Source organism: Actinoplanes sp. NBRC 103695 (assembly GCF_030269485.1).
Lineage (GTDB): Bacteria > Actinomycetota > Actinomycetes > Mycobacteriales > Micromonosporaceae > Actinoplanes.
Genome location: NZ_BSTL01000022.1, coordinates 50,187 through 71,088 on the forward strand (window position 1 = coordinate 50,187; position 20,902 = coordinate 71,088).

General features: G+C 71.7%; 13 protein-coding genes. 4 read left to right on the forward strand and 9 right to left on the reverse strand.

From position 1 onward, the window contains the following. Positions 1 to 216 precede the first annotated feature (216 nt). From QSK31_RS33805 to QSK31_RS33825, 5 genes are read right to left on the reverse strand one after another with little or no spacing between them, the layout of a single operon-like run. A complete protein-coding gene (locus QSK31_RS33805; protein WP_285688661.1) occupies positions 217 to 1,389 on the reverse strand; it encodes a glycoside hydrolase family 76 protein in 1,173 nt (390 codons plus the stop codon). A 2-nt stretch (positions 1,390 to 1,391) separates the two neighbouring features. Next, positions 1,392 to 4,466: a glycoside hydrolase family 38 N-terminal domain-containing protein gene (locus QSK31_RS33810; RefSeq protein ID WP_285688662.1), complete on the reverse strand. Its 3,075-nt coding sequence runs from the start codon at positions 4,464 to 4,466 to the stop codon at positions 1,392 to 1,394. An 18-nt stretch (positions 4,467 to 4,484) separates the two neighbouring features. Continuing rightward, on the reverse strand, positions 4,485 to 5,309 hold the full coding sequence (locus tag QSK31_RS33815) for a carbohydrate ABC transporter permease (protein ID WP_285688663.1): 825 nt from the start codon (positions 5,307 to 5,309) through the stop codon (positions 4,485 to 4,487). After that, positions 5,306 to 6,163, reverse strand: coding sequence for a carbohydrate ABC transporter permease (locus tag QSK31_RS33820; RefSeq protein ID WP_285688664.1), 858 nt, complete (start codon positions 6,161 to 6,163; stop codon positions 5,306 to 5,308). The genes QSK31_RS33815 and QSK31_RS33820 overlap by 4 nt, the downstream gene beginning before the upstream one ends. Next, positions 6,160 to 7,440, reverse strand: a complete 1,281-nt coding sequence (locus QSK31_RS33825; RefSeq protein ID WP_285688665.1) for an ABC transporter substrate-binding protein — start codon at positions 7,438 to 7,440, stop codon at positions 6,160 to 6,162. The genes QSK31_RS33820 and QSK31_RS33825 overlap by 4 nt, the downstream gene beginning before the upstream one ends. Positions 7,441 to 7,561: 121 nt before the next feature. Between QSK31_RS33825 and QSK31_RS33830 the strand changes: the two genes are divergently transcribed. From QSK31_RS33830 to QSK31_RS33840, 3 genes are read left to right on the forward strand one after another with little or no spacing between them, the layout of a single operon-like run. Next, complete coding sequence (locus QSK31_RS33830) at positions 7,562 to 9,235, forward strand: class I mannose-6-phosphate isomerase (protein ID WP_285688666.1); 1,674 nt, start codon at positions 7,562 to 7,564, stop codon at positions 9,233 to 9,235. Continuing rightward, positions 9,232 to 10,083 (forward strand): ROK family protein, encoded by an 852-nt coding sequence (locus QSK31_RS33835; protein ID WP_285688667.1) that lies wholly within the window; start codon positions 9,232 to 9,234, stop codon positions 10,081 to 10,083. Before QSK31_RS33830 ends, QSK31_RS33835 begins: the two co-directional genes overlap by 4 nt. 19 nt (positions 10,084 to 10,102) lie before the next feature. Then, positions 10,103 to 11,098, forward strand: coding sequence for a LacI family DNA-binding transcriptional regulator (locus QSK31_RS33840; protein ID WP_285688668.1), 996 nt, complete (start codon positions 10,103 to 10,105; stop codon positions 11,096 to 11,098). A 151-nt stretch (positions 11,099 to 11,249) separates the two neighbouring features. Here the strand turns inward: QSK31_RS33840 and QSK31_RS33845 are convergent, their stop codons facing one another. After that, the gene (locus QSK31_RS33845; RefSeq protein ID WP_285688669.1) at positions 11,250 to 11,612 is read right to left on the reverse strand and encodes a serine hydrolase; all 363 of its coding nucleotides are present in this window, start codon (positions 11,610 to 11,612) and stop codon (positions 11,250 to 11,252) included. A gap of 56 nt (positions 11,613 to 11,668) precedes the next feature. On the opposite strand from QSK31_RS33845, the gene QSK31_RS33850 reads away from it, so the two are divergent. Beyond that, a complete protein-coding gene (locus QSK31_RS33850) occupies positions 11,669 to 12,997 on the forward strand; it encodes a TolB family protein (RefSeq protein ID WP_285688670.1) in 1,329 nt (442 codons plus the stop codon). A gap of 1,039 nt (positions 12,998 to 14,036) precedes the next feature. Here QSK31_RS33850 and QSK31_RS33855 read toward each other — a convergent pair. Genes QSK31_RS33855 through QSK31_RS33865 form a run of 3 tightly spaced genes read right to left on the reverse strand, consistent with a single transcriptional unit; the run spans position 14,037 to position 20,894 of the window. Further along, positions 14,037 to 16,547 (reverse strand): hypothetical protein, encoded by a 2,511-nt coding sequence (locus QSK31_RS33855; protein WP_285688671.1) that lies wholly within the window; start codon positions 16,545 to 16,547, stop codon positions 14,037 to 14,039. A gap of 7 nt (positions 16,548 to 16,554) precedes the next feature. Next, on the reverse strand, positions 16,555 to 20,040 hold the full coding sequence (locus tag QSK31_RS33860) for a hypothetical protein (protein ID WP_285688672.1): 3,486 nt from the start codon (positions 20,038 to 20,040) through the stop codon (positions 16,555 to 16,557). Next, a complete protein-coding gene (locus QSK31_RS33865) occupies positions 20,037 to 20,894 on the reverse strand; it encodes a hypothetical protein (RefSeq protein WP_285688673.1) in 858 nt (285 codons plus the stop codon). Before QSK31_RS33865 ends, QSK31_RS33860 begins: the two co-directional genes overlap by 4 nt. Positions 20,895 to 20,902: the final 8 nt, after the last annotated feature.

Genomic DNA, 20,902 nt, shown 5'->3' on the forward strand with positions numbered 1-20,902 from the left:
GACGCCGGATGGACCTCCGCCCGGGGAGCGGGCTGCCGGACCGCTGGTCCGGACGTACGGGCCACGACTGGTGTCGTGCGCCCGAAGTTCCCCTTCTGAAGCTATGGTGCGGGTATGGCTCGGACGGGTCACCCGAAGGCGTGGCCCAGAGCGCGCCGGACGCCGTCAGCCACACTCTCGACCTCGCCTCGCGCTTGCCCGGGTTTTGAACACGACCTAGGCGATGCGCCAGTGGTCGCGCGGGCTCCAGGCCAGCGCCGCGAAGATCTGGACGACCGCGGACTGCTCCAGGGTCTGCGCGGGAACGTTCGCCGGGTCGGGTGCGCCGCCGCCGCTGGCCTGGAAGTGGAACAGGCCGGTGGCCGCGTCGCGGTTCTCGGACCACAGCCGGGCGGCGTACCGCTCGAATACGGCCCGGTAGCGCGCGTCCGGAGCCTCCGAGGAGAGGAGCAGCAAGTCGTTGAGCAGGTACGCGTTGAAGATGGCGGGCTGCTGGTAGAGGCGGTCGCCGGTGGTCCAGTAGTCCAGCGCGCCGCGCGCCGCGGCGACCGCCTCGCGGAGGTAGGAGCGGTCGTGTGTGGCCCGGTAGAGCAGGGTGGCCGAGGCGATCATCGCGCCGGAGTTGTAGGTCCACAGCGTCTCGTTGACGACGCCGTCGTAGGAGATGTCGTTCCAGTACAGGCCGGCGCTCTGCCGCAGGCAACGCTGGTTCCAGCCGAACAGTCTGCGGGCGAAGTCGAGATCGGCCCGCTGGTGCCGGATCAGGTAGAGATGGGCGGCGAGCTGGGCGCCGAGTCCGGTGACATTGGCGGCCCGGAACGAGTTGTTCGCCGACTCGACCCATTTCTCGCCGCCGGGGCAAGGTCGCGACGGGTCGTTGTCCCAGCCGCGCTCGACCGCCTTCAGCGCGTCGACGGCGTGCGGGATCAGCCGGCTGTCGCCGGTGGCGTGATAACCGCGCACGAATTCCAGCCCGACGATCGCGTTGTCGTCGTAGAACAGGTCCCCGCCGGTGCCCAGCGGGGGCACGACGTAGGACTGGTAGCCGGCGCTGCCGGGCGTGCCGCTGAAGTACGCGTCGAAGCCGGCGAACCGGGCGGCGAGGTCACGCCGGCTCACCGGGCTGTCGCCGGGCGCCTCGTGCAGGGACAGGGCCGCGGTGACGGCTTCGCGATAGGGCCAGAGATACGAGTACGGGTTGTCAGCCGGCTGTTTCGGATAGTTCTCCTGGTAGAGCGGGTCGACGTAGAGGTGCTCCTGCAGCGACCGGTAGGCGGCGGTGGCCCGGTCTTTCCAGGTGCCCGCCGCGGCGGCGGGCACCGCACCTGCCGAACCGGCCAGCAGCGTGGCGAGCCCGGTGGTGACGGCGAGACGGACGGCGTGGCGCATGCTCACTCCTCGGTGGTGGGAAAGGTCAGCAGCACTGCGGTGGTTCCGAAGGCCGGCACGGTGGCGGTGACCTTCGCGTCGTGGATCTCCAGGGCCGAGCGGGACTCGCCCAGATAGGTGGCCGTCCAGGCGGCGCCGGCGGGGAAACCCGGCGTGATCGTGCAGTTCACCGGGGCCGAGGCGACGGATCGCAGTCGCACGAGGAGCTGCCCGGGCGCCGGCGTGGTGAGCCCGACCAGCCGCACCCGATCGTCGGAGAGGGTGACGGCCGGACCGGCGGCGGCGATCGGGCCGGTCGGGGCGGAGGCCGGCGCCGGCACCGCGGCGAGCGGGCTGGTGGCGTCGGCCGCGATGCGGGCGGCGAAGGCGGATGTCGCGTCGGGGCTGTCCGACGGGCTTGCCGCGACGCGGTACCGGAACGTCATCTCGAACGCCTGGCGGCTGGGAAAATTGGTGTCCCAGAGGTTGTTGTGCACCCAGGAGTAGATGGTGCCGGGCTCGTGCGACGGCGTCGAGACCGGGAACGGCGCGTACGGTACGGCGATCGCGCCGAGCTGGACCAGGGGGGCGTCGACGGTCACCCAGGCCGCCCCGAATCCGTCGGCGTGCAGACCGATCCAGTGCCGGACGGCCTGCATGTGGGCGGCTCCGCCGGGCACGTACGGCAGGTCGGTGCCGTTGACGGTCGCGGTGGCGTCGATCCGGAGGACCGGGTCGGTGAACGCGAACGGGAACGCGAAGAAGGCGCTCTCCTTGGCCATCGTCGCGGGCTTGGCGATCCGGTTCTCGATCTCCAGCACGCCGGTGCCGGGTCGCAGCGTCAACGTGGTGCGGACCCAGTCGGCGCCCGGCGCCACGGATTCGTAGGTCAGCCACTGCCGCACCGCGGTACGGCCGGCGTCGACCAGTGCCGCGGGCCGGGCCGTCCCCCGGGACCCGAGCAGGGCCAGGTTCGCCGTGGCCTCGGTCTTCGACGACTGGTGGTTGATGCCACCGGCGGTCGCGTAGTGGTCGTACACGTACGCGTTGAATCCGAAGGTGCCGCCGGGGCCGACGAGCTCGGCGCCGGTGCGCTTGTCGATGATCGAGTGGATGGCCGCGGTCGCCAGATCGACCTCGATGCGCAGCTCGTCGTTCTCGAGCACGGATCCGGCGGGTGGTGGCGCGGCGGCCGTGGGCGGGCCGGCGTCGGCCAGGTCGAGGCGGAGGACGCCCAGCGGCGGCACGTCGTCCACCGCGATGTGCAGAAACCGCCCGGCCTCCCGATGCGTCGGGTTGAGCTGCGGCGTCTCCTCGACCGGCAGCGTCTTGCCGGTGCGCGGGTCGGCCACCGACAGCGGCGTCTCGATCGGGATGCGGCTCTCCGGTACGAACGCGGTCACCACGCCGGTCCGCGCGTGCGCCGCGGGATTCACCACGTACAGCGCGGCGCCGCCGTCCAGCGTGCCCGCGAGCCGCGCCACCGCCCGGGTGAGCAGCCGCTCGGCGTCGTCGTGCGCGGCGAGCGCGGTGTGGTACTTCCAGTGCCACTGCTCCTCGCCGGAGTGGGTGTGGTCGTCGCCGTGCGTCCAGGGGTCCGCCGCACCCCAGGTGTGCTCGTCGAAGAGAGAGGCGTTGAGGTACACGCCCCGGGCATCGGCGGTGTCCGTGGCCGCGCCGGGCGCGCCACGCAGGCCGGCGATCGTGCTGACCGTCTGGGCGTCCGCCACGGCGGCCTGGGCACGCCGGACGAGTTGCAACGGCCGCGCGGCGGAGCCGATGCCGTCCGCCCACCAGTCGTTCCAGCTGCCGGTGAACGACGGCAGCCGCTCGCCGTACCGGCGCTCGGCCTCGGTGAAGAAGTCCTCGTTGCGCGAGAGCCGCAGGCGCGGATAGGCCCACTCGGCGTTCCACCGCCGTACGCTCTCGGCCATGATCCGCCGCGGCGGCGCGTTGTCGCCGAAGCGTCCCTGCACCCGCAGGTGCAGGATGTCCCACGGGTACGGCGGCCGGTGCAGGGGAGCGTCGGGAACCGGGAACCCGAAGGCCCGCCCGTCATACGGGTACGGCCGCGTGGCCAGCGCTGTCAGGTACGCCGGCAGCAGGTCGTCGACCATGTCGTAGGAGACGTCGAAGCCGAGCACCGACCCCTCCATGTAGGCGAGCCCGTGCGGGGTGTCGGTGGACCAGACCAGCACCCGTTCGCCGCTGGGCGCCCGCCACCAGAACAGCCGTGGCACGTCCTGCCCACCGGTCAGGTGCGGCACCGACCGGCCGGCCCAGTTGTGGGCGACGGACAGGTAACGCACCCCGTTCTCCGCGAGCACGTCGACCAGCCCGCCGACCGCGCCGGGCACGTCGGTCTGCATGGCGGCCCGGATGTCCACGCCGTGCCGGCGGCGGATGTCGCGCGCGATCCGCAGCAGTTCGTGCAACTCGTCGGTCGAGCAGGTCTCGGTGTGCAGGTTGAACGGCATCGCGGTGAGCTCGATCCGGCCCTGCCGGACCCGGTCGATCATGTCGGCGACGGAGGCCGCGGGCCGGTTGGCGCACCACTGCTCGAACGACCACAGCGACTCCACCGACCAGCGGAACCGGGCGTCGTCCGGCCAGTCGTCGGTCTCCCGGATCAGGTCGAGTGTGGAGTCCAGATAGGACAGATGCTCGGCGAGGACCCGGCCCTGGGGGTCGGTGTATCCGATGTCGAGGTGGGAATGGTGCACGAGGTGGACGTCCCAGTGGCGGACCGGTGTGAGCACGAGCTCGATGCGCTCGCCGCTCGCGACCTCGGGCAGTTCGACGGTGATCGTCTCCGGCGCGGCCACCTCGGCGACGAGCAGGCGCAGGCCGTCCGGCGCCGCGGCGACACGGGCCGGGATCTCGGCGCCGGACGCCGAGCGTACAGAAGCCTGGGTCAAGGCCCGGCCCGCGCGGACCCGGACCGATTGCAGCAGCGCTCCCGACGCGGTTCTTCGCAGCAGCGGCTCGGCCTGCACCCGGATCGGCCCGGCCGACGCCGTGGTGGCCCGGTTCCGCAGGTCGTCGCGGGCCAGGTCCCAGTCCCAGGTCGACCTCGCGATCAATGTCTTGGTGGTCACCGGGCGCCTCCTCGGGGATCAGATGTTGGACTTGAGGCTGGTCACAAAGAATTTCTGGAAGCCGAAGAACAGCGCGACGGTGGGCAGCGACACGACCAGGGCGGCGGCCAGGACCGCGGGCTGGCCGACGGCGCTGAAGTTGCCCTGCAACCCCGCCAGCGCGGCCATCACCGGCTGCACCTCCGGGCTCAGCGACAGGGTGATGCCGAAGAACAGCTCGTTCCAGATGTAGACGAACTGGAACACGAACGCGGCGGCCATCGCGGACCGGGAGAGCGGGACGTGGATCGACCAGAACAGCCGCAACCAGCCGGCGCCGTCGATCCGGGCCGACTCGGTGACCTCCGGAGGCAGTGTGGTCAGGTAGTTGCGGACCACGAACATCGCGAACGGGATGCAGATCGCGACGTAGACGATGCCCAAGCCCCACGGGGTGTCGTACAGGTTGGTGGTGGAGGCCGCGAGGAACAACGGCCGGGCGAAGACCTGCAGCGGCAGCAGCGTGCCGGCGTAGATCAGCCAGAACCACAGCGCTTTGCGCCGGACCGGCATCACCACCAGGGCGAACGCGGCCAGCGTGGCGATCAGCACGGCGGCCGCGGCGCAGACTCCTGCGTAGAGCAGGCTGTTGCGGGCGGTGTCGGTGAAGTCGGCGGCCCGCCAGCCGGCCTCGATGTTGTCCCACAGCGCGAAGCTGCCCGGGAACCACCGGGCGGTTCCCGAGTAGGAGTCGTTGGAGACGGCCGCGTTCACGATCAACAGGTAGGTGGGCAGCAACCAGATCAGGCCCAGTGCCACCACGACGACATTGCGCACCACCCGGCCGGGGGTCAGGTTCCTCATCGGCTGCTCCTCAGGTTCGAGCGCAGATAGATCCACGAAGCGCCGACGACGACGATCGTCAGCACCACCGCGATCGCCGAGCCCTGCCCGGCGTCCTGGAGCAGGAACGTCTCGCGGTACATCGACAGGGCGAGCGTCTCGGAACTGCGGGCCGGGCCGCCCTGGGTGAGCACCCAGATGACGTCGAAGGCGCGCAGCGCGTTGGCCAGCGTGATGCCGACGACCACGACGGTGACGGCGCGCAACTGCGGGAACGTGACGTGCCGGAATCGCTTCCAGCCGTCCGCGCCGTCCAGCGCGGCCGCCTCGATGGTCTCCACCGGCACGGTCTGCAGGCCGACGAGGAACAACACGACCGCGACGCCGGTGCTCTGCCAGGTGCTCAGCAGGATGGCGCTGATCGTGTTCTGCGGCCAGAGCAGCAGCCACTGTGCGGTGAGGCTGTCCAGTCCGGCCGCGGTCAGCAGCTGGTTCACGGCGCCGTTGGTCTGGAGCATGAACGCGCCGACCACGGCGACCGCGGAGCCGGAGATCGCGTACGGCAGCACCACCGCCAGCCGCGCCCAGCGTCCCCATCTCGTGGCGTTGGTCATCGCCGCGATGGCCAGGCCCAGCCCGACCGGAAGGACCAGCGACCCGACCACCCAGATCAGCGTGTTGACCAGCGATCTGACCAGGATCGGGTCGCGGAACATCTGCGCGTAGTTGGCGAGCCCGGTGAACTCCGGGGCGATGCCCTCACCGAAGAAGCTGCGGTAGAACGTGATGGCGAACGGCGTCAGGAGCACCACCGCCACGCATCCGACGGCGGGGAACAGGAAGGCCGCGCGGGACGCCGCGGCCCGGACCGTCATCCGGCCTGCTTCTTCCAGGCGGCCCACTCGGTCACGGAGGTCTTCTGGATCGCGTCGAGTGTCTTCGGGCCGGTGCCCGGGTCGACCATGAACCCCTGCAGCTCGGTGGTCGCGGCCAGCACCAGCTTGGACGGGAAAGCCTCGTAGAAGCGGTTCAGCAGCACCGGCTTGTCCTGGGCGACCTGGGTCTGCAGCTTCTTGATGAGCGGGTCGGTGGAGGGGACGTCGGGGTTCGCCGAGCTGTCCGCGAGGAAGGTGGACCAGACCGTCTGCACCGACGGGTCGAGCCAGCTGCCCAGCTGCTTGACCGCGTCCTCGCGGTTCGGCGCGTTGGTGGGCACGGTCCACGCGCCGCCCTCGACGAAGGTCGACCGGGGGGCGCCGGGCGTCACGGTCGGCATGAAGAAGGCGCCGTAGTCCTTGTCCGGCGTCATGCCGGCCAGCTTGAGGTTGCTGTTCTCCCAGGTGCCGACCGGGAGCATGGCCACCTTGCCGGATTTCATCATCGCCGGGGCGTCGGCGAGCTTGACGTCGGCCGGGGTGGTCCAGCCCTTGTCGATCCAGCCCTTCCAGATGGTCATCGCGTTCTGGGAGACCGGGTCGGTCCAGGCCGCCTGGTTCTGGGTGAGCTTGGCGTAGAAGTCGGGGGACTGGGCGGCGACCAGGGTCTGGTAGGGGATGAACGACGTCCAGGTGTCGGACTGGCCAGTCCACAGCGGCGTCACGCCGTTCTGCTTGAGGGTGGCGGCGGCCTTCTCGAACTCGGCGAACGTGGTCGGTGGCTGGATGTCGTGCTCGGCGAACAGCGGCTTGCTGTAGAACACCACCCAGTAGGACTGGTACATCGGCAGGCCGTACACCTTGCCCTGGAAGGTGTAATTGGGCTTGAGCGCCGGGTCGACCCAGCCCTTCTGCTCGGCCGAGTTCCACACGTCGGTGAGGTCGGTCAGCAGCCCGGTCGAGGCGAGGTCCTGCAGCTTGTATCCGCTCCACCATTTGACCAGGTCGTTGGTCTTCCGGGTGGTGATCGACGTCCGCACCACCTGTTCGTAGTCGGAGGTCGACGGGACGCTGACCGGTTTGATGCCGCGGCCGGTGATCTTCTGCAGCGCCGTGCCGGCGTCGACGAAGCCTTTTTCCCAGGTGGGATTGTCGGAGTAGAGGGAGAGCGGGCCGGTGCCGCCGGCCGGCTCGCTGCCGCCCCCGCAGGCGACGGCCGACGTGGCCGTGAGCACCGCGGCGAGAAGCGCGCTGGCTGTCCGTTTCGTGATCCGCATCTCCGGCACGGTATCGCTACCATAGACACTAGGCAATACGTTGGAAACAAATCCTGGTGTGGCACGGAGATGTGGACTGCGCGACTCTGGTACCGATACCATCGCCGGGGTGGGTGACCAGATGAGTTACGAGCCCGAGCCGATCTACCCGCCGGCGACGGGTGCCGTCCGTCGCGGATGGGACGCGGTCCGCGACGTCCTTCCCCGTCCCGGCACGGTGCTCGCGATCGACGGCCCGATGGTGCAGGACTGGACCGCCGTGCTGACCGCGCTGCCGCCCGATGCGCTGCTCGTCGACATGCGCACCGCGACGGTCGGCTGGGATCAGGTGCGCAAGCGCACCGAATCCGCCCGCGAGCTGGCCGGCGACCCCGACTTCGCCACCCTCGCCACGGGGACCCTGGCGGATCTCATCGACCGGGTGCCGCCGGTGCCACGCGACCCCGGCCGGCTGACCGTGGTGTTCGGCCCCGGCGCCGCTCTGGCCGGGCACGACGAGCTCTGGTATGCCGACCTGCCCAAGCGGTACGCGGAAAAGGCGACGATCGACGGCCACGGCCGCAACCTCGGCCGGCCGGCCGGCGAGGCGGGTGACACGCGGCGCCTGTTCTATGTCGACTGGCCGCTGCTCGACCGGCACCGCGACGCCGTCGCCGCAGACCTCACGCAATGGCTCGACCTGCAGGACCCGGCCGATCCGCAGCTGCTCGCCGGCGCCGATCTCCGCGCCTCGCTGGCCTGGCTGTCCCGTCGTCCGCTGCGCACCCGGCCGACCTTCAACACCACCTCGTGGGGCGGTCACTGGGCGCAGGAACAGCTCGGCATGAACGCCGGCGCGCGCAACACCGCCCTCGGGTACGAGCTGATCGGACCGGAGAGCGGCATCCTGATCGGCACCCGGGACGGCGGCGCCGTCGAGGTACCGTTCCAGCTGCTGGTCGCGTCGCACCCGGAAGCGGTGCTGGGCGAGGCCGTGCACCCGCGGTTCGGTACGTCGTTCCCGATCCGGTTCGACTACCTCGACACGTACGGCGGTGGCAACCTCTCCGTGCACTGCCATCCGCGGCCGGACCGCATGCGTGCGGTTTTCGGCTGGCCGTACCCGCAGCACGAGACGTATTACATGATGGTGGGCTCGCCGGAGAACGTGGTCTACCTGGGACTGCGCGACGGCGTGGACCTGGCCGCCTTCGAGCGTCAGGCACACGCGGCACACGACCACGGCGAGCCCTTCGACATCGAACGGTTCGTGCAGCAGCACCCCGCCGACGAACACCAGCTGTTCCTCATCCCAGCCGGCACCCCGCACGGCAGCGGCAAGGGCAACGTGGTGCTCGAGGTCAGCGCGACGCCCTATCTCTACTCGCTGCGCTTCTACGACTGGCTGCGCCGCGACGCGGACGGCCGGCAGCGCCCGGTGCACGTCGGCCACGCGTTCGGCAACCTGGACACCAGCCGCACCGGGCCCGAGTCGCGCGCCGATCTCGTCCAGCGGCCTCGGACGGTCGAGGCCGGCGCCGGCTGGCGCGAGGACCTGATCGGAGCCCTGCCCGAGATGTTCTTCCAGGTGCACCGCCTGGAGCTGGCGGACGGGGCGACGGCGCCGCAGGACACGACCGACCGTTTCCACGTGCTCAACGTGGTGGCCGGGCAGGGCGTCCGGATCGGCACCGGACTCGGCGAGCACCTGGTGTCGTTCGCCGAGACGCTGGTGATCCCGGCGGCGGCCGGTCGCTACACGGTCACCGCCCTCGGCCCGGCGGGAGCGCGTGTGGTGAAGGCGTTCGTCCGATGATCGCGGCGGTCGAGCTCGGCGGCAGCCACGTCAGCGCGACCCGGATCGATCCGGCCACCTGGACGGCGCGCGACGATGCGCCGCCGGCCTGGCGGGTGGATCCGCAGGCCACGGTGCGAGACCTGATCGAGGCGCTCACGGTCGCGGCGCGATCGGCACAACCGTTGACGGGTACGCCGTTGTGCCTCGCCGTTCCCGGCCCGTTCGACTATGCCGGGGGCGTCGGCCGGTACGCCGGGGTCGGGAAGTTCACGACGCTCAACGGCGTCGATGTGCGCGCCGCCCTGGCCGAGGCGCTCGACGGGCAGCCGGCGGAGATCACCTTCGTGAACGACGCGGAGGCCTTCGCGGTCGGGGAGTGGGTCGCCGGGGCCGGCCGGGGCCTGGACCGGATCGCCGGCATCACGCTCGGGACCGGCGTGGGATCGGCCTTCCTCGACCGCGGCCGGGCTGTGCGGGACGGCCCGGCGGTGCCACCTGAGGGCCGGGCCGACCTGCTGGAGATCGACGGCCGCCCGTTGGAGGAGACGGTCAGCACCCGGGCGGTGCTCCGGGCACACGGGCGGCAGGCCGCGGGTGTGCTGGAGGTGATCCGGGCAGGGGACGCCGGGGCCCTGACCGCCTACCGCCGGCTGGGCCGCGCGCTGGCTCCGTACGTCCGCGATTTCGCCGCCCGGGCCGTCGTGGTCGGCGGCGCGGTGACCCGGTCGTGGGACGTGATCGGGCCTCTGTTCATCGCCGGGCTGGCCGACGGCGGTGCCCAGGTGGAGGTGCTGGTCGCGGCCCACCCGCGGACCGCCGCGCACGTCGGCGCCGCCTGGCTGACGCGGCGGGAGACGGCGCCGTGATGGCGATACCATCGCAGCGATGAACCCGACGATGCGTGACGTCGCCGACTACGCGCGCGTCAGCCCGATGACCGTGTCGCGCACCCTCCGCGACGACCCCAGCGTCGCCCCCGAGAAACGCAGCCGTGTGCTGGCGGCGGTCGCGGCCCTCGGTTACCGGCGCAACGAGGCCGCGCGCACCCTGCGGGTCGGCGGCTCGACCAAGCTGCTCGGCGTCGTCATCACCAACATCGCCAACCCGTTCTACGCCCAGCTCGCCCTCGGCATCGAGGACCACGCGGACAAGCGCGGGATGCGCGTCGTGTTCGCCAACTCCGGCGAGAACACCGACCGGGAACGCCAGCTGGTCCAGGATTTCGCGGCCCGCCGGCTGGACGGCATCATCGCGGTGCCGGCCGCCAACCAGCACGACCACCTCGACCCGGCCGGTCTCGCCGCCGTCCCGGTGGTGCTCGCGGCCAGCCCGCCCCACCGGATCAACGTGGACGCGGTGCTGCTGGACGACTTCGGCGGCACCTACGAGGCGACCAGCATGCTGATCGCGCGCGGCCACCGCAACATCGGTTTCCTCGGTCTGCCCGCGGCCACCTGGACCGGCTCGGAACGCTACCGCGGTTATGTGGCGGCGCTGGAGGCGGCCGGACTGGCGGTGCAGGACCGATTCGTCCGCCGGAACCAGCCCCACGTCGCGGCCGCGGTCGAGGCGGCGAACGCGATCCTCGACCAGCCCGACCCGCCGACCGCCGTCTTCGCCGCCAACAACCGCAACACCATCGGTGCCTACCGCGCCATCCGGTCGCACGGCGGCACGACCGCCCTGGCCGGTTTCGACGACTTCGACTTCGCCGACCTGCTCGACCTGCCGCTGATCGTGGTGTCCTATGACGCCCGTGAGATCGGCCGGGTCGCCGCCGAGTTGGTCTGCGGCCACATCGACAACCCGTCGTCCAGCCCGCTGGCCCGCCGGGTGGTCATCCCGACCAAGGTCATCGACTACCCCAACGCCGCGTCCTGAGAATTGGACATGGCCCCATCGTCGCCTTCCAACGGGTCCAGCGTGTCGAGCGTCAACGTGATCAATCCATCCTCGCCCCGGGGCGGGCTACGCCGGCATTTGGCACACTGCCGTTTCGATGGTGAGCTGGAACGGTGACCAGAGCGCCTGGTCAGGCTCGGTGGGCAGCATGAGGACGGCGCCCCGGCGCCCACTGCGGTCGTGGAAGGCGATGCTTGAGCAGTGATGGCCGTAGCAGCCGGCCGCCGAGCGGGGCGGCGTAGAACCGGTGCAGGTCGTCGGTGGTAGAGATGATCGCGCCCGCGGTCCAGGCCGGTGACGGCGCGAACTGGGGCGTCTCGACTGGCTGGGCGCCGGGTGACGCCGGCATCTGGTAGCCGTGGGCGTAGTAGCCCGCGACCCAGGGTGTACCGGTGTCGGAGAAGTTCCCTCTGATCACGCCGGGAACCGCCGCACACCCGCCGAGCCGCGGGAACAGCCTGCCGTCGACCGCCTGGCCCGTCACCGGTTCCACGCCGTTGCGCCACCTCTACCGCTGATAAGGCATAGCGTGACAGCAGGGGGTAGACGATGAACACCCGGACGAGGCTGCTCGCGGCGACCGCGATGGCGGCCGTGATGGTACTGACGGCCTCTCCTGCGGTTGCCGTGGGTGGGACCGGAGGCGCGACGACCTCGCGGGTCAGCGTGTCGACGACCGGCGCCCAGGGCGACTACTACGCCGACGGGCCGGCGCTGAGCGGCGACGGCCGGTCCGTGGCCTTCCACGCCTCGTCGACGAATCTGGTGCCCGGCGACACCAACGGCGTGGAGGACGTGTTCGTGCGCGATCGCCGGTCCGGTCTCACCCGCCGGGTCAGCGTGACGAGCAGGGGAGTGCAAGGTAACCGGGCCAGCGCCGAACCGGCGATCAGCCCGGACGGCCGGTTCGTCGCGTTCCACTCCCGAGCGTCCAACCTGGTGCGCGGCGACAACAACAACGCCGACGACGTGTTCGTGCACGATCTGCGGTTGCGGACGACCCGCCGGGTCAGCGTGTCCGGGGCGGGCGCACAGGGCGATCTGGGGAGCGGGTGGCCCTCGATGAGCCCGGACGGCCGCTTCGTCGTATTCCACTCGTCGGCCACGAACCTGGTAGCCCGGGACACCAACGGCAGCAGCGACGTGTTCCTGCACGACCTGCGGTTGCGGACGACCCGCCGGGTCAGCGTATCCAGCACCGGCGCGCAGGCGGCCGGCCAGAACGAGAACGCCGCCGTCAGTGCGGGTGGCCGGTACGTGGTGTTCTGGTCCAGCGCGGCGAACCTCGTGCGCCGCGACACGAACGGGCTGGCCGACGTCTTCGTCCGCGACGTCCGGGCCGGCACCACGACCCGGGTGAGCGTCTCCGACACCGAGGCGCAAGCGTCCTCGGACACGCCGACGTTCGTCAGTTCCTATCCGGGCATCAGCGCGGACGGCCGCTGGGTCACGTTCGTGTCGGGTGCGTCCAACCTGGTCCGTGGCGACACCAACGTGGTGCAGGACGCGTTCGTGCGCGACCGGCGCCGCGGCACGACCACCCGGATCAGCGTCTCCACCCGGCGAGCCCAGGCCGACGGCTACAGCTACCAGACCAAGATCAACACCAGTGGGCGGTACGTGGTGTTCGGCTCTGCGGCGTCCAACCTCGTGCCCGGCGACACGAACGCCGAGCAGGACGTCTTCGTCCATGACGTGCGGACCGGCGAGACGACCAGGGAGAGCGTCACCGCCCGGGGCGCTCAGGCGAACAGCACATGCCTGGAGCCGGCGATCAGCGCTGACGGCCGGCACGTCGGTTTCCTGTCGTGGGCGAGCAACCTGGTCCCGGGCGACACCAACGAGGCAGCCGACGTCTTCGTCCGCGACCGCCCCTGACGTGGGTGAGGAACTCGTGGCTGCTGCCCGCCGCATCGGACCGGATGAGGATCGGGCAGCCATCGATTCCTTGTCCCGAGCGACCGAAACCCAATAGCCGAGATCACCGAAACAACTAGACACTCTTCGCGGTGGAGGTCCGGCTCGCGTTGCCGGTCTCCTCGGGTTGCCGGGACTCCCACGGCGGGGACTCCCTCGGGTTGCCGGGGCTCTTCGGTGCGTGCGCTTGTTGCCGGCGCTTTCGCCGGGTGTGGGCTTTCGGTTGGTCTGCCAGGCGCCCGGGTGCCTGCTCACCGTCGCTGCCGCCGCTCGCGGCTCTGCCCGGGCGCGGTCAGTGGTAGCCGGGCACGAGGGTGGTAGCCGCGGCCTGTGGTGGTAGCCGGGCACGAGGGTGGTAGCCGTAGCCTGCGGTGGTAGCTGGGCGCGAGAGTGGTAGCCGAAGGCGGCATCCGGCCTGTTCGGCCCGCCGCGACCGCTCTGGCCGACCGGTCTCGCGTGGCCGGTGGTAGGACCAGGCGCTATCCGTGACCGCTGACCGCTCTGGGCTACCACGCGCGCGGACCGTGGTAGCCCAGCGCGGTATCCGGGCCGAAATACCGCCCTGGCCCACCACTGCCTGCCTGGTCTACCACTCATGTCCGCTCCTACCACCAACCGCGCCCGGCCACCAACCGCGCCCGGCCACGGCCGCGACCGGCCGCAGCAACGGTGAGCAGGCACCCGGGCGCCTGGCAAGCCGCCCCGACCCCGCACCGGGCGCAAGCGACGGCAACCAGGGCGAGCAGGCACCCCGCCCCCGCACCGGGCGCAAGCAACGGCAACCAGGGCGAGCAGGCACCCCGCCCCGACCCCGCACCGGGCGCGAGCGGCGGCAACCAGGGTGAGCGGGCACCCCGCCCGACCCCGCACCGGGCGCGAGCGGCGGCAACCAGGGTGCAGCAGGCACCCGGGCACCTTGCACACCCGGCAGCACGGCCTGACCAGACCTCAACCTCGCAGGGTCTCTAGCGGTAGCGGGCCGAGACATGGCCGCTGACGGTTACTCTGCGATGTTCCAGGTGTGGTGAACATGCGATCCTGAGCACAGTCCGAAGATGTAGACGTCGAGGTATGTGGGCAGTGGCCAGGGCGCCGGGTTCTTCTGGTTCATCTTGTTGAACGCGGTGCGGAATTCCTGCACGAGCTGGAGGTCGAGCGGGGTCCCGCCCGTGATGGGTTCGCCATCGAGGCTCGGGAAGTGCGGAAACTCCTCATCCGGGAACCCCGCGCGGCTCAGCACGAACCTGCGGCTGCCGCCGGGTCCGATCCGTTCGACGACGACGCGACTTACCTTTTCCTCCTCTACCTGCCCGACCAGATATTCGCCCCTCTCGAGTTCGAGAAGGCATTCCCGGAGTCTCCGGACCGCCGGCGCGCCCTTGGCGAAGTCCTGCGCGGCCAGATGCAGGGCGAGGATGGCGAGCGGGTTTCGGGTCGCGGCGCTGCCGGCCCCGAGCGGTTGCAGGTCCATGGCCTCGCCGATCTGGTGATTGCTCAGCGGGGTCGAGCTCACCGTCTCGTTGTGCTCCGGCGGTCGCCAGCCGGACGACATGTACAGCCGGTAGGGCTTCATCGTGGCCGTGCCTGATGCGTCGAGTTCCGCGAACTGCTTGACGGCATTGAGGGCGAAGATCATGGCCTGTAGGAAGCCGTCCGTCGTCGACGTCGGCAGCGGGACGCCGCGCCACAGCCGCACGATCTTGATCACCGCGTCACGTGCGTAGGCCGGAAGGGAAACCTGCGGCGGGAAGTCGTCCTTCATCAGCGCCTGCACCACCCCGAAGATCTCTAGGGCGTACGTCGCCGCCGCGGCCTGCGCCTCCGCGAACAGACCGTCGGACCGCCGTGTGAGCAGGGTGTGGCGGTACGCGGTCCGGCGGTCGGTCGCCGGCCGCAGGTCGCCGCGGCGGGGGATGCGGATCATCCCGCCGGCGCCGAGAGCGGGGCGTACCGGTTTCCCCCCGAGGATCTCTATCTCGTGGGGTCTGGCCGTGGGGGCCGGGTGCACATTCCTGGCCCGTTCCTCCGGGTCCGGCCACCTCTCGCGGTAGTCCTGGAAGTACGGCTCGACGAAGCACATGTGGAAGACGTACTCCTGACGGATGCAGTCCCGCTCGTCCTGGGTCACCGTGAACTGCGGCCCGGACACGAAGTCGGGGCCGACCAGAACGGTGAGACGGAGTGGATAGAGTCGCCGCGGCAACATCGACCTCGCCTTGGTCCACTGCGGATGGAACGGCCGGCTGCGCGGGTCGGCTTGGGGGATCAGCGTCCGTTCGACGCCGGCGCCGGCGAGGGAGGCGAAGCGCCAGCCGGTCGCGCCGTAGGCGATCTCCGTGGCCAGGTCGTCGTAGAAGGCCCATGGCCGGTCCGCTGACACCTTGTCCGGCAGCACGACCCGAAGGGGGTAGTCGATCACCGGAAACTCCTCGGGCTCGGCTGGTCCGGTGTTCAGTTGGTGCTTGATCCCGTATTTGTTCCACAGCAGCTGCAGCGCGGCGCGGGTGATGGTCGGCTGGGCGGTGAACACCGTCAGCGATCGCTCGGGTGGGTCGTCCACGGCCGGCGCGAAGACCTGAATCGGGTCGCTCGTGACGAAACTGAAGAGCGCGGCCGGAACCACTCCGCGGGGCTGGAGCACCACCGAATTCAGCGAGCCGCCCCGGACGACACAAAGCTCGGAACGGGCGTTGACGGCGCCGCCGCTGGCCACGCCCCGTGCCGCGTAATCGCTGATGATGAGGGTATACCCGGCTTGCATCCCGTCGTCGGCCCGGCGCAGCCGATCGAGCACGAGGCCGGGGTTGATGCGATACCAGAGCGCAAGCGGCCCATCGGCTTTCTGCTCCGAGACCTCGGCGTGGAGCACGAGGGTCTCGAGGTCCGACAGTTCGCCCAGGCCCGCGTCGCGCGGTCCCACGCCGTCCGTGAAGCGCCACGGCACGGAGTCGTCGCCGGCGAGCCATCGATCCAGTTGATCGGCGGCGCCGGCCGCGCCGGGCGGCACGGGGCGCAGGCGGCGTGCTGCATGATGCTCGCGCATTCGCTCGGTCAGCGACGCGGCGAGGCCGGGGCCCATCACGAGGATCAGCCGTGCGGCGCCGACGTCGAAGGCGTCGCCGTTCGGCGTGGGACCTTCTCGCAGGCGTTTCAGGTCTTCGCCGCTGAGATTGATGGTGAGCCGTTGCTCGATCAGTTCGCCGTTCTCCGTGCGTGGATCGCAGATCATCGGCCCGGTGGCCGGGGCGAGCACCTCGATGCCGCGGCCGGCCCGGGCGGTCCAGTGCAGGCCCAGACCCATGGCCTTGAAGACCGGCGTGGCCGCTGGATCGTTGTCTTCGGTCCAATGTAGTTCGACGGGGTCGAAGTCTTTCGGCTGGAAGAGTTCGGCGTCGTTGACAACGGTGATCGCCGGATCGCTCACGTCGAGGTCGCGCAGCGGGAACCGGCTGGGCGGGCGGAGGCCGAGAACGGTCGCCACGAGCATCCGTGCGGCGTCGGTCAATGCCATGGCGTGCTCACTCGGCTTGCGGGTCGTCGGCCGTCACCCGGACCCACCCTTCCTGGACCACCGCGGCGGTCTCCGGCAGCAACGCCTGGCCGCTCGCCGTGGTGATCGGGTCCTGCCGCCACGACGCCGGGCCGTCGCGGCGCACCCATTCCCGCCGTTCGCCCGTCCGGCTCGTCACCGGCATGCGGATGGCTGCCGGGTCGACCAGGACCGGGCCGACCCGCAAGGTCGGCACCAGACGCGCCAGGGGCACCGCGATCCAGTCCCGCACCAGGCTGATCTCCTTGCGGGGCAGCACACCGCAGGTGGCGTGCACCTTGCCGGCCGGGTCCTGCAGCAGGGTGAGCATGACCGTGCGGCCGGGTCGCAGCCACACCACCGGGTCGGCGGACAACCAGCCGGACACCAGCGGGCGGGTGCCGGCCGGTGCGGAGCCCGCGGCGGCCAGGTCACCGTGGTGCGGGCCGGAGTCGACGGCCAGTCCGGCGACGCTGTCGTGCACCGGGAAGAACCGGGCGTAGTCGTCGTCGACGAAGTAGCCGAGCAGCCCGTCGTCCAGGCGGGTGAGCGCGCCGAGCCGTACCGGAAAGGCCTCCGCGGCCCCGCCGATCGCGGGCTCGGGCCGCACCTCGAGCCGTAGGCTCGCCCGGACCACCGCGACGGGGCGGCCGACCAGCTGGGCGACGTGTTCGGTCGATCCGGCCGGGGCGATGGTGGCGGCGGTCGTGTCGATCACCCGCAGCAGCGCCTCCAGCGGCGTGTCCGATCGGACGTGTCCGGCTGGCAGGGCAGCGCGTTCGGCGACGTCCCGGTCGAGCAGGGCCCGCGCCAGACCGTTCAGGTGCCGCAGCCGCGGTCCGGACAGGGTCTCCTCGGGCCGGCCGCCGATCGCCGCCGTCCCGCCCGGCTCGGCCTCCCACGTCACCGCACCGGTGAGCGGTTCGTGGGCGAGCTGGCCCAGCGGGGCGCCGTCCGGGTCGAACAGTTCGAGCGCCGCGTCGGCGTGGTCCGGCAGCAGCCATCCGGCGATCGGGCCGGCCGCCGGTGTTCCCGGGCTCTGGTCCACCACCACGGTGCGCTGGTCGTCGCCGGCCTCGGTGAGCCGCAGCAGCAGGCGTGCGGGCCGGGTGATGCGTGGGCGGAGCACGGCCGGGCCGTCCGGTTCGCCGCGGAGGCCGGCCGCGAGGGCGGGCGCGGGGGCGCCCTTGTCGATGAGTACGAGCGACCGCGCGAACGCGTCGACCACCCGGACCCGCTCGACGGTGAGGGCGCCGGCTCGCACAGTCCGCGGAGGTTCGGTGGGCAGCCGGTCGGCGCCGCCGTACGTGACGTCGCCGGTGAACCCGAGCAGCCGGTCGCCCAGCCCGTCGACGCCGGCGGTGAGCAGATCGGCGCGCCCCGCCTCCTGTCCCAGCTTGTGCAGGGTCGCCTCGAGGTCCTCCGGGATCAGGCCGCGGCCGGCGAGGTCGAGCTGGTCCTCGGCGGCGAGGAAGACGCGGATCTGGTCGGACAGCGTGCGGGCGCTCGACGGGGTCAGCAGCGACTGGCCGGTGAACCGGACGGTGGCCTCGGGCCCCGCGGAGGCCTGCTCCGGCGGCTGTCGGTCCAGCTCGCCCAGCGGCCAGCGGGCCTGCGCCGGATCGAGGTCGACGGCGACCTGCCACTGCAGATAGAGCGGCACCCAGGCGGGCCGCCAGATGGTGATGCCGGCCGGTGACGGGCCGGTGCCGTCCTTCAGCGACGCCGCCATCAGGTAGGTGCCGCGGGCCGGGTCGGCCAGCCAGCGCCGGAACAGCCGCGACTCCGCCCGCAGCGCCTTGAGCAGCTCGAACTGGGTGTATCCGAAGCGATTGGTGAACCGTTCGAGGAGGTTGCGGTAGTCCTCGAACGGGTCTTCGATGGCGGCCTCGCGCAGCAGCGCCTCCGCCTCCGGTGGCACGGCGCCGTGTTCGACGCCGCGTTCCAGGAGGGCGTCGCCGTCCAGGAAGCCGAGCAGCCGGGTGACCGGGTCGCCGGTGAGGCGGCAGGCGAGCGTGTCGCCGGGTTCGAACCGTCCGTCGTACCCGTGTCTGAGACTGCGGTTCAGGCCGCTGACGACGATGCTCGGGTCGCGGGCGGTGAACCAGCGCGGGCCGGGGCGGCGGACCTCCCGGACGGTGCGCGGCTCCGGCGGCACGGCGCCGCGTTCCGGGGTGTGTGCGGCGGTGTGCCGGTCGGCCGCGCGGTCGCCGCCGGTGGTGAATTCGAAGCGGACGGTACGGTCCGGGTGCTCGGCCAGGAGCGCATCGGTGGCCGGGGTCGCGGGCGGTGGGCGTACCCCCTCGAACGGGTCTCCGTCCAGCACGCGCTCGACGATCTCCTCGCCGGGCGCCGAGGCGAAGCCGGCGGCGTGCATCTCGGCTTCCACCTGGGCCGGACCGTCCGGTTCGCCGAGCGTGTCGGCCAGCCCGAGATGGAAGGCGGCGTGCAGTGTTTCCGTCTCGGGCTCGCCGAGCGCCGACGCCAGCATCGCGGCGGCCGCCTGCTCCGCGCTCTCGCCGATCGCCACGCGCACCCGGGTGGCGTCCGGTCGCTGGTCGGGCGGCGGCTCCTCGGTGCGGACGCCGTAGACGACACCGTGGAACACGCATCGCCGAGGCCACCAAGCCCGGGTCTGCGTCACCGCGGCCAGCCCGACCGACGCCCGCTGGGTGGCGGCCCGCCCGGCGGCCTCCTGCAGTGCGGTCAGCCGGGAGGCGTCGACCGTCCAGGCCAGCTCGGACAGCCGGGCGTGGAATCCGTCGGACGTCTCCAGCCCGCCCAGCGGGTCCAGCCGCGGCTGGGAGTACCAGCCGACGACCAGGTAGGCGACGTGACCCGGCGGCGGCCCGGGCAGCTTGTCCCACCGGTCGTGGATCGCGAACCGGTCCTCGACGTTGTCGAAGATCGCGGCCCAGGCCGGGTCGCCGCCGAGCATGGCGTTCAGGTCGGCCGGGTCGAGCCGCGGTGTCGCCGGCGGTGGGTCGGTGACGTCGGGTGGACCCGGCCGCCAGGTGTCCAGCGGGTGCACGCGGCGGCGTTCGGCCTCGATCAGCCAGCCCTCGACTGGCCGCCGGTCGAGGTTGCCCTCGCCGGGCAGCAGCCGCAGCACCACCCACCGGTCCGGCAGCGGCCGCCAGCGCGGCGCCCCGTCGGGTCCGGTGGTGCGCCCGCCGGTCAAGCCGTCGGGCATGGCCCAGTGCAGGAAGACGCCCGGCGCGCGGTCCGGCAGGTCGGGCGCGAACGGTTCCGGCACCCGGGGCCCGCCCGGGACGGCCAGGTCGAAGATTCGGGTACGCACGTCGGCGTGCCCGGCCGGATCATCCACCGTCGACACCAGAGCCTGCACGTCGACCGGGACGAGCAGCGCCGGCCCGCCGTCGTACCCGCCGTCGAAGGTCAGCGCCGCCGCCCGGCCCAGCCCGGTGCGCGCGGACACCGCGAACCGCGGATGGTGCGGGAACGGATGCGTCATGACGTCCACGCCTGGTTGAGGTCGTCGAGCGTGATGGACGGGACGAACGACGGCCGGTCCGCGTCCACGTCCTCGAAGACCTGCCGCAACGGCAGCTGCACGAGCCGCAGGGCGAGCGCCGCAGAGTCGTCGGCACCCAGCCGCCCGGCCAGCGCCGCGACGTCGACAACGCCGGGCGCGTCCGGCCGGAACGGCACCGCGACCACGTCACCGCCCGCCAGCGCGCGTACCGTGCGCCGGTCCGCGGGCGGGACCGGGGGGTCGAAGCCCAGTTGCAGGCCGTTGCGCGGTTCCTCGATGAACACCCGGTCGGGCACCCCGTCGAACAGCACCAGCAGGACGGCCGGGGCCAGCCGCTCGATCCGCAGGGGCCGGGCCGGCTCGCCGGCCCGCTCGGCTCGCACGTGCAGGCCCGGCCACCCGGCCACGACCCGGGACCGCAGCAGGAACCCGGTCACTACCTCGGCCGGCCCCGGTTCGTAGGCGACACTGGTGGCCGCCTTGGCGTTCCACACCTCGCGCTCGGCCGCGTCCACCGCGGATCTGATCTGCGCGTGCCGGGTCCGCAGGTGTGCGCGTTCACGGGTGGTGCCGGCGCCGGCCGCCAGCGCCCCGTCGACCGCCGCGTCGGTCCACGTGCGGTCGAGGAAGAAGAAGCGGATCGACTCCAGTGGCAGCAGCCGGGGGTCGGAGACCAGGTACGCGAACGGCACGTTCTCGAGCAGCCGCAGCCGGGCCAGCCAGTCGACCACCCCGGGCGGTGGCGGCGGCCCGGCGTCGGTGTCCAGGACGGCGGACAGCACGATCGAGATCGCCTCGGCGGACTCGAGGGCGGCCTTGCCGGAGATGGCCATCGGTGCTC